General features: G+C 57.5%; 12 protein-coding genes. 10 read left to right on the top strand and 2 right to left on the bottom strand.

The features are described 5' to 3' along the window. The first annotated feature begins 13 nt into the window (after positions 1-13). Positions 14-1,456 carry a YdgA family protein gene (locus tag DFR37_RS02610; RefSeq protein ID WP_113931675.1) on the top strand — a complete coding sequence of 481 codons (1,443 nt, stop codon included), beginning with the start codon at positions 14-16 and terminating at the stop codon, positions 1,454-1,456. An 18-nt stretch (positions 1,457-1,474) separates the two neighbouring features. Here DFR37_RS02610 and DFR37_RS02605 read toward each other — a convergent pair whose 3' ends face one another. Both DFR37_RS02605 and DFR37_RS02600 read right to left on the bottom strand, forming a co-directional pair. Continuing rightward, a complete protein-coding gene (locus DFR37_RS02605; RefSeq protein WP_211317197.1) occupies positions 1,475-2,491 on the bottom strand; it encodes an AraC family transcriptional regulator in 1,017 nt (338 codons plus the stop codon). A 204-nt stretch (positions 2,492-2,695) separates the two neighbouring features. After that, positions 2,696-3,781: an LLM class flavin-dependent oxidoreductase gene (locus tag DFR37_RS02600; protein WP_113931673.1), complete on the bottom strand. Its 1,086-nt coding sequence runs from the start codon at positions 3,779-3,781 to the stop codon at positions 2,696-2,698. A gap of 364 nt (positions 3,782-4,145) precedes the next feature. On the opposite strand from DFR37_RS02600, the gene acnA reads away from it, so the two are divergent. The 9 genes from acnA (at position 4,146) to DFR37_RS02555 (ending at position 13,790) form a co-directional block, all read left to right on the top strand. Then, complete coding sequence (gene acnA, locus DFR37_RS02595; protein ID WP_113931672.1) at positions 4,146-6,956, top strand: aconitate hydratase; 2,811 nt, start codon at positions 4,146-4,148, stop codon at positions 6,954-6,956. A 67-nt stretch (positions 6,957-7,023) separates the two neighbouring features. Continuing rightward, entirely contained in the window at positions 7,024-7,392 is a 369-nt protein-coding gene (sdhC, locus tag DFR37_RS02590; RefSeq protein ID WP_113931671.1) for a succinate dehydrogenase, cytochrome b556 subunit, read from the top strand. Continuing rightward, positions 7,332-7,727: a succinate dehydrogenase, hydrophobic membrane anchor protein gene (sdhD, locus tag DFR37_RS02585; RefSeq protein WP_113931670.1), complete on the top strand. Its 396-nt coding sequence runs from the start codon at positions 7,332-7,334 to the stop codon at positions 7,725-7,727. The genes sdhC and sdhD overlap by 61 nt, the downstream gene beginning before the upstream one ends. Before the next feature lie 36 nt (positions 7,728-7,763). Further along, complete coding sequence (locus DFR37_RS02580) at positions 7,764-8,462, top strand: succinate dehydrogenase iron-sulfur subunit (protein ID WP_113931669.1); 699 nt, start codon at positions 7,764-7,766, stop codon at positions 8,460-8,462. A 72-nt stretch (positions 8,463-8,534) separates the two neighbouring features. Continuing rightward, on the top strand, positions 8,535-9,266 hold the full coding sequence (locus DFR37_RS02575; protein WP_113931668.1) for a nitroreductase: 732 nt from the start codon (positions 8,535-8,537) through the stop codon (positions 9,264-9,266). A 31-nt stretch (positions 9,267-9,297) separates the two neighbouring features. Next, positions 9,298-10,245, top strand: coding sequence for a LysR substrate-binding domain-containing protein (locus tag DFR37_RS02570; RefSeq protein WP_113931667.1), 948 nt, complete (start codon positions 9,298-9,300; stop codon positions 10,243-10,245). 188 nt (positions 10,246-10,433) lie between these two features. Continuing rightward, on the top strand, positions 10,434-11,918 hold the full coding sequence (locus DFR37_RS02565; RefSeq protein ID WP_242341670.1) for a 2-hydroxymuconic semialdehyde dehydrogenase: 1,485 nt from the start codon (positions 10,434-10,436) through the stop codon (positions 11,916-11,918). Between the two features lie 56 nt (positions 11,919-11,974). Further along, entirely contained in the window at positions 11,975-12,781 is an 807-nt protein-coding gene (locus DFR37_RS02560) for a 2-keto-4-pentenoate hydratase (RefSeq protein ID WP_113931666.1), read from the top strand. Positions 12,782-12,830: 49 nt separating this feature from the next. Further along, the gene (locus DFR37_RS02555; RefSeq protein ID WP_113931665.1) at positions 12,831-13,790 is read left to right on the top strand and encodes an acetaldehyde dehydrogenase (acetylating); all 960 of its coding nucleotides are present in this window, start codon (positions 12,831-12,833) and stop codon (positions 13,788-13,790) included. Position 13,791 lies beyond the last annotated feature (1 nt).

The raw sequence follows: 13,791 nt of genomic DNA, 5'->3' as shown, positions 1-13,791 counted from the left end.
ACGGATCGATCACATGAAAAAAGGCGCCAAGCTACTGACCGCAATTATTGTCTTGGGGGCGGTCTACACCGGGACGTCCTGGTATGTGGGCAAAGAAGCCCAGGCCACCATAGAGCAGATGGTCCAGCGGGCCAACGACCGGCTTACAGCGGCCTTGGGCGTCAACGTCCCGGAAAATGGCTTCAAAGTGGCCATCAGCGAATACAAGCGCCATGTTTTCTCGTCGGACGTCGTCTATACCTTGCAAATGCAGGACAGCCAGGGTGCTCCCGTCGAATACCTGCTAAGCGACCATTTGCAGCATGGGCCATTTCCTCTGGGCGCGCTTCAGTCGGGGCATTTTGCGCCGCTTATGGCACTAAGCCGGGCACAAATGATTCCGTCGGTGGCAACTCAAAAATGGTTCGACAGCCTGCAAGGCCAGTCGCCCGTGGTTGCCACGACCCGGGTCACATTTTCCGGAGAAGGAAATTCAGTTTGGCAACTCAAGCCTTTGGCCGTAAAAGAAGGGGGCGACAGCCTGAAATTCAGCGGCGGGGTCATCAACGCAACGCTTAGCAACAACTTTCAGGACAGCGTGGTCAAGGGTACATTCGAGGCCCTGGAGTACGCATCGGCGCGTAGCGGCGACAGCGTGCAAATCCACGGCATCGTTCTTGGCAGCACAACGAATGTGGCGGGCGAACCCAGCACGGTCAAAAGCAGCAGCCAGGCCGTTGCCGAACAATTCACACTGGCTTCGGCCGACAGCGTGCCTGTGCAATTAAGCAAGGTGGCCATCAACCTGGACAGCCAGCAGCGTAATAACCAGCTTGAAGGCGCATTGCAATATAGCCTTGGCGGGATCCGCTTGGGCGAGGCCGACTTCGGCAGCCTGACCGCCGGTTTCAAGGGCAGCAATCTGGACGTTCAGGCACTTACCGACCTGGTCGTAACTTACGACCGGATCAAGGCGCTGCACAACCTGGGCCCGGATGACGAACTCGAGCTTACCCCCGACGAAGCGGCGCAACTGCGCAACAAGCTTTGGGCGGTGCTGGACAGCCAGCCGACAGTCTCGATAGATCCGTTCATCTGGAAGAACGGCCAGGGCGAAAGCACCTTGAAGCTGGCCGTCAACCTGGCGCGTCCGGCGGGCTCCGACGCTTCGGAGGCCGCTTTGCTTTTGCCTCAGGTCATCAAGCGGCTGGAACTGAACCTTGCCATAGCCAAGCCCATGTTCATTCAGACCTTCAGTCAGTTTCAGGGCGTGCCGGGCGGCAACGGCAATGCAGCCATGATGGGCGCCATGGTGTTCGATATGTATGCCGCCAGGCTGGGGCGAGCAGGCCTGGCCGTGCAAGCGGAAGACAAGCTCAGCACCGCCATACGTTACGAAAATGATAGCGTCGAAGTCAATGGCAAGGCCATGTCGGTGCCTGAGTTCTTGCAGCGGGCGATAAGTGCCGTAATGTAGGCTTTGCTGGAAGCCGGCTTAGCGGCGCGGCTCGCGCCCGCCGGCGCGCTGCAGGGTAAGCGACGGCGTTTCGCCGTAGCGTTGCCGGTAAGCGGCCGAAAACTGCCCAAGATGGGAGAATCCCCAGCGCATGGCAATGCGCGTGACGCTTTGCGCCCCGGGCGGGGGCGAGACGAGGTCGGCCCGTACTTTTTCAAGGCGCAATGCGCGCAAGTGGGCCATGGGCGTGGTGTCGCGATATTTTCGAAAACCCGCAAACAGGCTGCGCGTACTTACGCCGGCATGAGTCGCAATATCGCTTGCGCTTAAGGGTTCGTGCGCGTGGTGCTGCATGTATTCTTCGGCGCGACGCACGAAATGCGGTGCTACCGAAAGGGGGAAGTGTGGCTGGCTGCCCTGGTTATGCGGTAGCGTGCTAAGCAATGAAGCCATGAGCGTGTCTTCGAATTGCGCGGCAAGCAAGGGATAGTCCAGCAAGGGCCCGTCGGAGGCTTCTTGCATAAGCCAGCTTATAAAGCGGTACAGAGCCTGGCCTTGCGCGGTGTCCAGGGCAATGCCCGGTGCGAATTTCAAAGGACCTTTAAGGGCGCGGCCCGAATAGCTGACAAGCTCGTGCTCGAGTGCCCGGCGGTCCAGCCGGACGAACAGTTTTTCGGTGCATTGTCCATGGCGCATCCGAAAGTCCACGCCGGGGCTGACGATGGTTGCCATATTGGCCGTGGAAGATACCGACTGTCCTTCGGAAATAATGGTTTCTTCTCCGTGCAGCGGAAACTGAAGCAGAAAAAAATCATCAAGACGGCCCGGGTCGATATCGACGGTGGCGCCGTAGCTCATGCGTCCATAGCCGGCGTAGCGCCCTGGCCGAAAATACATTTGCGTACTGAGCCGCTGCGATTTGCCGACGACGTTCAGGCGGTGATCGCAGAAAACGTGGGCGACGCGGTCACGGACTTCTTCCAGGTCGCAGGAGGCTATAACGGGGAAACGGCTGAACAAACGGGTACGGCCAACGGCGAAATCCGATCGCAACACGATAGCTCCCTGGGTAACGGAAAATTGGCATAGGACGAGGCGCCCTATGCCTGGATTTTCCTATAACTGTTTGAATTCAAAAAGTTTATACCTGATCGGGCGTTATTGCTGCGAGGGTTTTCCTTAATCTTCAGCATGCCGCAACGGTATGGCTTCGGTCCAAATGGCCGTACGGATTGCGGGCACGGGCGCGGCGCCAGCCGCCTATCTGATACCGCGCGCATGCAGGATGGGAAGCACCTCATCGCGGAAGTAGGGAAACTCTTCAACATAGTCGAAGAACGAAAGCGTAGTGCCCCGAAAGCCTGCTTCATGCAGGGCACAAATGCCGTCGGCCACTTGTTGGGGCGTGCCTACCAAAGGGTAGCCGCCGTGGCCAGCCGCCATGCGTTCGCGGATCAGGGCCAGCAGGTCGTGCGGAAACGATTGGGCATGGGCGAACTGCAAGGCAATCAGGTTGTCCACGGCGGCCCAGTCGGCGTTGTCCTGCAGCTCTTGCCACTTGGCCTTGGCTTCGGCTTCGGTGGGCCGGCAAATGACATGCGAGAACGTCAAGACATCCACGCGGCGCTGATTATCACGGCCTTGCTGCTTAAGGTCGGCAACTTCTTGCTTGGAGCGGCCCAGGTCAATGGCCGGTGTAAACAGGAAATTGGCGTTGCGGCTGGCAAACTCGCGTCCCAGGCCGGACCCCGCCGCATTGAAAATAGGCGGCATGGTGTCGGGCTTGGGGTCGCCGTAAGTGTTCTTGAGCTGAAAGTATTTGCCGTCCCAATTGAATGCGCCCTCATGGGACCAGAGTTTCTTGACGATATCGAACCATTCCTGGGCATAGCCGTAGCGGGTTTCGTGATCGTCGGGCAGATTCAGGCCCAGCGCCTCATATTCGGGTTTGTTCCAGCCGGCCACAATATTCAGGCCGACGCGGTTATTGCTTATCTGCGCAATCGTAGCCAACTGCTTGGCAACAATGACGGGATGGTTTGCAACCGTATGGACCGTTGCAAAGACCGTAATATTCTTGGTGTTGGCCAATAGGGCGGTTGCCCAGGTTACGGTTTCCAGTACATAGCCATGGAAATTGGTTTCACCACCGTAACCGATCCAGCGGGCAATCGGCAACATGAAATCGATGCCCGCATCGTCCAGCATTTGCCCCAGCTTCAGGTTGTTCTGCCAAGTTGCCTGCCAGCGTTTGGGCAGCTTGGAGACAGTCATGCCGCCGGAACAATTGCTTGAAAATGTACCCAATAAAAACCGTTCGCCGGCAAGAAAAGGATGGCTGTCCATGAGGGTCTCCGTGATGGTGATGCGCCATTGCGTATGGCTGCGTATTTGTTCATCACAGTACGGGATACATGGGACCTCAGCTATCTATTTTGTGCAGGCAATGTCCAATTAGCGCAAATATTCCTTTGACCTCGCTATGGACATGTTCTGCGACTATAGTCAGAGAGGTCGGCTTCGGTCGTAATGTCGCACTGCGTAGATCGGACTAAGGCAGGACCGCGGGCTGCTTGATCATATCTCTTAACCGTTTTCTGGCTCATTAATCCCCTAGTCGCAAGAATGCTATGAGAGCAGCCGGCTTATGTGGATGGTACAAGCGATGTACAGGCTACAGTCAAGTGATACCACACAGGAGGAAAGCATCATGGGCAGTATTGACACCTTCAAAGCCAAAGGTTCCCTGCAAGTTGCCGGCAAGTCCTACGCCATTTACCGGCTTGATGCACTGTCAGATGCCGGATTCGATATTGCCAGCCTTCCTTACAGCCTTAAAATTCTCTTGGAGAATCTGCTAAGAACCGAAAACGGCGTCGACATCACTGCGGACGATATTCGCGCGCTGGCGGGCTGGGGGGTTGAGTCGCAATCTGAACGCGAGATTTCGTTTACGCCTGCCCGGGTAGTGTTGCAGGACTTCACAGGAGTTCCGGCCGTCGTCGACCTGGCTGCCATGCGTGAAGCAATGCATACGTTGCGAGGGGACGCAGGTCGCATCAACCCACTTGCTCCTGTCGAATTGGTCATAGATCATTCGGTCATTGTGGACGCTTTCGGTGACGAAACGGCGTTTGATCGGAACATCACGATCGAATACGAACGCAACCTTGAGCGATATCAATTTCTACGCTGGGGGCAGACCGCTTTTGACGATTTCAAAGTAGTGCCGCCCGACACAGGAATAGTGCATCAAATCAATCTGGAGCATTTGTCGCGCGTTGTCTTCACCCACGAAGTGGAGGGGGGTACAGCAGCCTATCCAGATACTTGCGTGGGTACGGACTCACACACGCCCATGGTCAACGGATTGGGAGTCGTGGCATGGGGAGTCGGCGGCATCGAGGCCGAAGCCGCCATGCTCGGCCAGCCAATTTCAATGCTGATTCCCAAAGTGGTGGGTTTCAAGCTTATCGGTTCATTGCCCGCGGGTACCACGGCTACTGACCTTGTTCTGACCATAACGGAAATGTTGCGCGAACACCGGGTGGTAGGAAAGTTTGTTGAGTTTTACGGTCCCGGCGTAGCAGCGGTGCCATTGGCCAACCGCGCGACTATCGGCAACATGAGCCCAGAATATGGTTCCACCATTGCAATATTTCCCATAGATAACGTTACGTTGCGATATCTTGAGCTCACGGGCCGTTCTTCCGATCACATCGCGCTCATCGAAACCTACGCAAAACAGCAAGGCCTGTGGCATGATCCCGGGCTTGAGCCGCGTTATTCCGAGCGCCTTGAGCTGGACCTCTCCACGGTGGTGCCGTCTATAGCAGGGCCCACGCGCCCTCAAGACCGAATTTCGCTGACTGATGCCAAGCGGGCCTTTCGCAGAACGTTGCCGGCCTTTGTAAGCGAGGCCCCGCACAAGCTCAAGGGTTATGACGTAGCTGTAGCTCAGTCATTTCCCGCGTCGGACCCTCCCTCTCACGAGCAACCGGAAAGCTTTTCCGATGCTCCCAATATCAACAATGACCGAACATCCGAAGGCGGAGAGCGAAGCGCCAATCCAATGCCGGTGCTCCTTGGCGATGGGACGACATGTCATGTCGACCATGGCGCGGTCGTCATTGCCGCGATTACCTCGTGTACGAACACATCCAATCCCACAGTGATGTTGGCGGCGGCGCTGCTGGCTAAAAAGGCCGTGGAGCTCGGCCTGTCGCGCAAGCCCTGGGTCAAGACAAGCCTGGCTCCTGGATCGCGCGTGGTGACCGACTATTTCAAAAAGGCCGGTCTAATGCCGTATCTTGAAGCGCTTGGCTTTTATCTAGTCGGTTACGGCTGTACCACCTGCATCGGTAACTCGGGCCCGCTCATCCCTGAAGTCAGCGACGCGGTCGCCAGTGGCGATTTGTCGGTCGTTTCGGTACTGTCTGGCAACCGCAACTTCGAGGGTCGCATTCACGCGGAGGTCAAGATGAACTATCTTATGTCGCCACCGCTGGTAGTCGCCTATGCTCTGACCGGAACGATGGACACAGATCTGTCCAATGACCCATTGGGCTACGGCAAGGATGGTCTACCGGTGTACCTTCGCGACATCTGGCCGTCAAGCCAAGAAGTGGCGGCGGTCGAGCATTCGATTTCCACCGACATGTATACTCGCGGTTATACCGATGTGTTCGCCGGGAATGAACGTTGGCGTGGGCTGCCGACTCCACAGGGCGAGCTGTTTGCGTGGGATGACACCTCCACCTACGTGCGCAAGCCGCCCTATTTTGCCGAAATGCAGCGCAAGCCCGCACCCGTGAGCGATATCGCGGGCGCGCGAGTACTGGCCAAGCTTGGCGATTCGGTCACTACCGACCACATCAGTCCGGCTGGCTCCATTGCCCGAAATTCGCCCGCTGCGCAGTATCTGACCGATCACGGCGTCATGGCCAAAGACTTCAACTCTTATGGCTCGCGGCGCGGCAACCACGAAGTAATGATACGTGGCACCTTCGCCAACGTGCGCCTGCGCAATCAGCTCGCACCTGGCACAGAGGGCGGCTATACGCGTGACTTCACCCGCACGGGGGCACCCGTTACAGCTATCTTCGACGCTTCATGCAATTATCTGGACGAAGGCATTGCGTTGGTGGTGCTGGCCGGCAAGGACTACGGCTCGGGCTCATCGCGTGATTGGGCTGCAAAAGGAACGAGCCTGCTGGGCGTGCGCGCCGTCATAGCGGAATCTTACGAGCGCATTCATCGTTCGAATTTGTTGGGGATGGGCGTATTGCCGCTGCAGTTTCCGCCAGGAGAAACAGCCGAGTCGCTCGGTTTGACTGGCGAAGAAGTGTTCAGTATTGCAGGAATCACGGCGCTGAACGGGGGAGGCATCCCGCCTACGGTTAAAGTGCGCGCGGGCGACGTTACGTTCGAGGCTGTGGTGCGTATCGATACCCAGACTGAAGCGGACTATTACCGTCACGGAGGCATTATGCAATACGTCTTGCGCAATCTTTTGAACTAGGGGCTATGCATCGTAGCGTCAGAACACCAGCGTATTTTGACATGATCCAACATAATATGGGGCGACTATGCGAAGACCTGTTTTTTTCAACGTGCTGCAGATCCAGATGCCGGTGGGTGCTATCACTTCCATCTGTCACCGAATCAGTGGGGTATTGCTTGCCCTCGGTCTCCCCTTCAGCATTTACGCGCTTGATTTGTCGCTGAAAGATCCCGGTGGCTACGAACGGGCGATCGGCCTGCTTCACAGTATTCCCGTTCGATGTGCGGCAGTTCTCTTCGCATGGGCGCTGGGTCACCATCTGCTGGCCGGCGTGCGCCATCTGCTCAGCGATATCGATATCGGATCCGGACTGCATCAAGCCCGGCGCAGCGCATGGATAGTCAACTGCGTCAGCCCTTTATTTGCGGTCCTTGCCGCAATGGCCTTCCTATGAAAAAGTCACCTGTAAGCGGATTGAAGCCCTGGCTCATTCAGCGGTTTACCGCTATTTATCTGCTTTTTTTCTTTTTGTTTTTGTTGATCTACTTCGCTTTTTACCAACCAGTGTCGTACGAAATATGGCGTGACTCGATGTCGAGCGCGGAGTTCATCGTCCCAACCAGCGTATTTTTTATAGTTCTGCTCGTTCACGCCTGGGTCGGCCTTCGTGATGTGGTCTTGGACTACATCAAACCCCTGTCTCTTCGGATTACCGCGCTGGCGTTACTTGCGCTCTTTTTAATCAGCATGGCTGCCTGGGTGATGCTGGTATTGTTCGCCGCAACCTGACGAGCGCGATACTTACTATTAATATCGGAGCCATCCATGCGATTCTCTATATATAGATTTGATCCAGACACGGATTCCAGACCCAGGATGCAAGAATTCGACATGGAGATTCGGCCCAACGAACATATGCTGCTAGATGTCATTCTGCGTATTAAAAGCGAGAAGGACGATTCACTGACGTTACGCAAATCATGCCGCGAAGGTGTGTGTGGGTCGGATGCCATCAACATCAATGGTCGTAACGGGCTCGCCTGCATTACGCCAATCAAGGACCTGAAAGATCCGGTTGTGCTTCGGCCTCTGCCCACTTTTCCGGTCATTCGGGACCTGGTAGTGGATATGACCCAATTCTATAAGCAGTATTGGTCGATCAAGCCCTATTTGATCAATCATGAGCCTCCACCCGAAAAGGAACGTTTGCAGTCTCCCGAGCAACGCGAGTCGCTCAATGGCCTTTACGAATGCATCCTTTGTGCGTGCTGTTCGAGTCAATGTCCGTCGTATTGGTGGAATCCGGACAAATTTGTAGGACCTGCGGGGCTATTGAATGCATATCGGTTTATTGCCGATAGTCGCGACCAGGCGACCGAGGAGCGGCTGGATGAATTGAACGACGCTTACCGGCTTTTCCGTTGTCGCACCATCATGAACTGTACCGAAGTCTGTCCAAAAGGCCTCGAACCATCTCGCGCCATAGAGCATATTCGGCTGGCGATGGTCAACCATACACTATAAGATCTGCATTTATTGGGGCGGCTTTCGGGCCGCCGCCAATCCGTGCATCAAGAATCAGGAGCTTTTCGCATCATGTCCAGCAGCAGTACTGTTGAAAACCATTCGTCCGAGGCTGCCGCATTGGTCGACCAGGCCATCGAGGGCCGCCAATCCATTCGCGCGTTTACCGACAAGCCTGTGCCCCGTGCCCTGATCGAAGAAATACTTGCCGTTGCCAGCCGGGCGCCGTCGGGCGCCAATACCCAGCCCTGGAAGACCTACGTGCTGCAGGGGGCTGTCAAAGACAGCCTGATCGACAAAGTATGTGCGGCCCATGATGCGCTGCGGGCCGACCGCTCTTTGGCAGACGAATATACCGAAGCCTTTGATTATTACCCGCGCACCTGGGTCAGTCCTTTTATCGACCGCCGGCGCGAGAACGGCTGGGGCTTATATGGCTTGCTGGGTTTGGAACGTGGCAATAAAGACGGCATGCACGCGCAGCACCAGCGCAACTTTCGGTATTTCGGCGCGCCGGTCGGGCTGATGTTTACCGTCAATACCGTTATGGGCAGCGGATCGCTGATGGACTACGGCGGGTTCCTGCAAAGCATTATGATTGCCGCCCGCGCCCGCGGCCTGGATACCTGCCCGCAGGCAGCGTGGAATTCCTACGGGAAAATCATCCTGCCGCATATCGGGGCGGGGCCGGACGAAATGATAGTCTGCGGCATGGCGCTGGGCTATGCCGACGAGTCGGCATTGGTCAATACCTTTCGTACGCCGCGGGTGCCGGTCAGCGATTTTACGGTTTGGCTGGGCTGAGCCTTCAGCCTGCAATTTATAGTGGCATTCCATGGAACATTCCAAAAGCTCGTTGATTCGCCGGCTTAAATTGCAGCAAATAGCCATTTTTGAAAAAGTCGTGGAAACCGGTTCGATGCTGGCTGCATCGCGCGAACTTCACATGACGCAGCCCGCGGTCAGCAAGTCCATCCGCGAGCTGGAACAGCATTTCGAAGAAACCTTGTTCACGCGCGGCAAGCGCGGCGTGCAATTGACCGAGTTTGGCCAATTGCTGCAGCGGCATACGCAGTCGCTGCTGGCTGGCCTGCGCTTTCTTGCGGACGATGCAAACTCATGGAATGCGGGCATCTCCGGTCAGGTCGTGGTCGGAACCTTGTTGACGGCGTCGGCCAAATTGCTGCCGCGGGCTATTTTGCGTTTGCGTGAAATAGCCCCCAATATCATTGTGAAGGTTCGGGTTGGGTCCAATGATGCACTATTTCCGGAGCTGGCGCGGGGCCAGTTCGATGTGGTCATCGGCTTTCTCCCGGAAGAAAACGTCAATCCGGCATTCGTCCATGTTCCCCTGTACGACGAAACATTGTGCGCCGTCGTGTCGCGTCACCATCCCCTGGCCCTGGAGGCGACGGTCGACGCCCACCAGTTGGAAGAGATGACCTGGATAGTGCCGACGACGGAGTCTGTTGCCAGGCGCTCGGCCCAGTCTTTTTTTGAAAAGGCGGGCATGGCCATGCCCCGCAAGCTGGTGGAATCGGTCTCGTTTCTGACCAACCTGGGTTTGTTGCTGGAGTCGTCCCTGGTTGCGCTGATGCCTTACGCTGTGGCCGAGCAGTTCGTGCGTGCCGGCTTGCTAAGCATCCTGCGCCTGGGCGTAGTCAGTCCTGTCGGCAAGGTTGGCTATACCTTGCTTGCCGAGAGGGCGCCCACTGCGGCAACCGCGCGCCTGCTGGCCGCGCTGGAGGAAGTGGCCGGTATCGAAGCATTGGGCGGCCTGTAGGCGGTGGATACCTACGGCGCGCCGGACATGCGTTGATACGGCGGACAGTGCGGCCTAGGATATATGTATTGATTTTGGTTATACATGACCGCTTATTTTTCAATAGTCACCGCCTCGGAATGAATCTATAGTTTCCAGAGAAAACCCGCAGTAGCGTTATTTGCGGATGCCCCTCTCAGGAGACAGTTTTGAACCACAGATTTCCTTTGCCGGATTCCCTTGCGGAGCTGCGCAATTACGTCAACGGCGAGTTCGTCGCGACCGGCAAACTATTTGCCAATGTCAGCCCCATCAACGGTGCGGTGCTGGCCCAGGTGCACGAGGCCGACGCGGCCCTGGCCGATCGCGCGGTGAAGTCCGCCAAGGCGGCGCTTGACGGCCCATGGGGCAGTATGTCTGTGGCGGAACGAGCCGCGGTCCTGGACAAAGTCGCGGACGCCATCGAGCGCCGCTACGACGAGTTCGTTGCCGCCGAGGTCGCCGACACAGGCCGCTCGATCGAGCAGGCCCGCACGCTTGACGTTTATCGCGGCGTGGCCAATTTCCGCACATTTGCCGACTTGGTCAAGGTCGCTGGCGGCGAAACCTACGATATGCGCACGGCCAGCGGGCATGACGTCATGAATTACACCGTACGCAAGCCGCATGGCGTCATTGCGATTATTTCACCCTGGAACCTGCCGCTGCTCTTGTTGACCTGGAAGGTTGCGCCGGCGCTGGCCTGCGGCAATACCGTGGTGGTCAAGCCTTCGGAAGAAACCCCTTCGTCGGCCACATTGCTCGCGCAAGTCATGGACGAAGCCGGCGTTCCGCCGGGTGTGTTCAATCTGTTGCACGGCTTCGGGCCCGACTCGGCCGGCGAATTCCTGACCGGCCATCCCGATATTGACGCAATTACATTTACGGGCGAGTCCAGCACCGGCTCGACCATCATGAAAGTGGCCGCCGAGGGGGTCAAGGAAGTATCGTTCGAGCTGGGCGGGAAAAATGCCGCCGTTGTCTTCGCCGACGCCGATTTCGATGCTGCCGTGGCCGGCGTCATCCGCTCGTCGTTTACCAACTCGGGCCAGGTTTGCCTGTGTTCCGAACGCGTCTATGTCGAGCGTCCCATCTTCGATCGTTTTGTCGCCGCCCTGAAAGAAAAAGCCGAGGCTCTCAAAGTCGGTTATCCCGACGAGCCGGGTGTCGACATGGGCCCTCTTATTTCCAAAGGCCATCGCGACAAAGTCCTGTCGTACTACAAGCTGGCTTTGGAAGAGGGCGCAACATTGGTCTGCGGAGGCGGGGTGCCGGCATTCGGCGATGAACGCGACGAGGGGGCTTTCGTGCAGCCAACCATCTGGACCGGCTTGCCCGACACCGCGCGCTGCGTGCGCGAAGAAGTGTTTGGTCCGGTGTGCCATATTGCGCCGTTCGATACCGACGAAGAAGTCATTGCCAGGGTCAACGACAGCCCTTACGGCCTGGCGGCAAGCGTCTGGACGACCAGCCTCAAGCGCGCCCATAACGTATCGCGCCGTTTACGCACCGGAATCACCTGGGTCAATACCTGGTTCTTGCGCGATTTGCGCACTCCTTTCGGGGGCGCCAAGCAGTCGGGCCTGGGACGTGAAGGGGGGCAATACTCGCTTGATTTTTATTCCGAGATCAGCAATATCAGCATCCAGCTTTAGTATCGTAAGCTGCAAGTATGCGATTATGTATTTTGTCTTTTAGTCCGGAGTGAAAAATGGCTTTATCCCTGAATGAAATAGCTGAATTGTTGTGGCAGGCCGAGAGCACTGGCACCCCTTGTGCGCCGCTGCGCGAGCAGCTTGCCGAGGCAGCGGCGTCAAGCAGCACAGAAGATATCGTCGCCGCGGCCTACGCGGTGCAAAGCATGAATATCGAACGCAAGCTCAAGACGGGCGAGCGCCTGGTGGGCCGGAAAATCGGCTTGACCTCGGTGGCCGTGCAAAAACAGCTGGGCGTCGATTCGCCCGACTTCGGAACATTGCTGGCCAGCATGGCGGTGGGGCATGGCGAAGAAATCGCCGCCGGCCGCGTCATGCAACCCAAGGTCGAGGCCGAGATCGCCCTGGTCCTTGAGCGCGACCTCACACACGAGCAAAATACAGTGGCAGACATCATCAACGCCACCGCCTATGCCTTGCCAGCCATCGAGGTCGTGGGCAGCCGCATTGCAAATTGGGACATCCGCCTTGCCGACACGGTGGCCGACAACGCTTCGTCGGGCCTGTTCGTCCTTGGCGCCCGTCCGGTCAAGCTTTCCGATTTCGACCTGATCGGTTGCGGCATGGTCATGGAACGGCGCGGCGACCAGGTTTCCCTTGGCATAGGTTCGGCCTGCCTGGGCAACCCGTTGAATGCCGCCGTGTGGCTGGCCAATGTCATGGCGCGTGCCGGTTCGCCCTTGCGCGCCGGAGACGTGCTGATGTCCGGAGCGCTGGGTCCCATGGTGGCCGTGCAGCCCGGCGATGTGTTCAGCGCGCAAATTGAAGGCCTCGGGTCGGTAAGCGCTTATTTTTCCGCCTGATCCCGAATGTCCGGCGGGCAGCCGCCGAATCGAATTTCTGAAGAGTTTCATGAATCAACGAGACAACGCAATTTCAGTTGCAATTATTGGCTCGGGCAATATCGGCACCGACCTCATGATCAAGGTCATGCGCAACGGCCGCAATCTGCGCATGGGCGCCATGGTCGGCATCGACCCCGCTTCGGAAGGGCTGGCGCGTGCCGCAAGACTGGGCGTGCCGACTACTGCCAACGGCATAGAGGGCTTGCTGGAACTGCCCAATTTTGCGGAAATCGGCATTGTGTTCGACGCCACCAGTGCTGGAGCTCATGCCCGGCATAACGAACTGCTTCAGCCTCATGGCGTAAAGGTGGTCGACCTGACGCCTGCCGCCATCGGCCCGTACGTCATTCCGGTTGTGAACCTGGAACAGCACCTGGAGGCTTCGAATATCAATATGGTGACCTGCGGCGGCCAGGCTACGATTCCCATGGTGCACGCGGTTTCGCGCGTGGCGCCGGTGCATTATGCCGAGATCGTTGCCTCGATCGCCAGCAAATCGGCGGGCCCCGGTACCCGGGCCAATATCGACGAATTTACCGAGACCACTTCCAAGGCCATTATCGAGGTGGGCGGGGCGCGCACCGGCAAGGCCATCATTGTGCTGAATCCCGCCGAACCGCCCATGATCATGCGCGATACCGTGTACTGCCTGGCCGATGTCAATGCCGACCAGGACGCCATCGTCGAATCCGTAGAGCGTATGGTCAAGGACGTCACGGGCTATGTGCCTGGATACCGCCTAAAGCAAGAGGTCCAGTTTGAAAAGTTCGATGCCGCGCATCCGCTCAATGTGCCGGGGCTGGGCCGCATGCCGGGCCTGAAAGTGTCGATATTTCTCGAGGTCGAGGGTGCGGCGCATTATTTGCCATCCTATGCCGGCAACCTTGACATCATGACCAGCGCCGCGCTTGCCGCAGCAGAGCAACAGGCCCTGGGCCTGATTTCCCGCGATAGCGTGCGGGTCTAAG

The organism is Eoetvoesiella caeni, assembly GCF_003315175.1.
Lineage (GTDB): Bacteria > Pseudomonadota > Gammaproteobacteria > Burkholderiales > Burkholderiaceae_B > Eoetvoesia > Eoetvoesia caeni.
Note: the sequence above shows the minus strand (reverse complement) of the source record. Positions and strands in the feature narration are given on the sequence as shown.

What these genes read in the sequence shown, in the direction of transcription:
- DFR37_RS02610 (WP_113931675.1), top strand. Translation starts at nt 14, where the DNA reads ATGAAAAAAGGCGCCAAGCTACTGACCGCAATTATTGTCTTGGGGGCG.
- DFR37_RS02600 (WP_113931673.1), bottom strand. Translation starts at nt 3,781, where the DNA reads ATGGACAGCCATCCTTTTCTTGCCGGCGAACGGTTTTTATTGGGTACA.
- acnA (WP_113931672.1), top strand. Translation starts at nt 4,146, where the DNA reads ATGGGCAGTATTGACACCTTCAAAGCCAAAGGTTCCCTGCAAGTTGCC.
- sdhC (WP_113931671.1), top strand. Translation starts at nt 7,024, where the DNA reads ATGCGAAGACCTGTTTTTTTCAACGTGCTGCAGATCCAGATGCCGGTG.
- sdhD (WP_113931670.1), top strand. Translation starts at nt 7,332, where the DNA reads ATGGATAGTCAACTGCGTCAGCCCTTTATTTGCGGTCCTTGCCGCAAT.
- DFR37_RS02580 (WP_113931669.1), top strand. Translation starts at nt 7,764, where the DNA reads ATGCGATTCTCTATATATAGATTTGATCCAGACACGGATTCCAGACCC.
- DFR37_RS02575 (WP_113931668.1), top strand. Translation starts at nt 8,535, where the DNA reads ATGTCCAGCAGCAGTACTGTTGAAAACCATTCGTCCGAGGCTGCCGCA.
- DFR37_RS02570 (WP_113931667.1), top strand. Translation starts at nt 9,298, where the DNA reads ATGGAACATTCCAAAAGCTCGTTGATTCGCCGGCTTAAATTGCAGCAA.
- DFR37_RS02560 (WP_113931666.1), top strand. Translation starts at nt 11,975, where the DNA reads ATGGCTTTATCCCTGAATGAAATAGCTGAATTGTTGTGGCAGGCCGAG.
- DFR37_RS02555 (WP_113931665.1), top strand. Translation starts at nt 12,831, where the DNA reads ATGAATCAACGAGACAACGCAATTTCAGTTGCAATTATTGGCTCGGGC.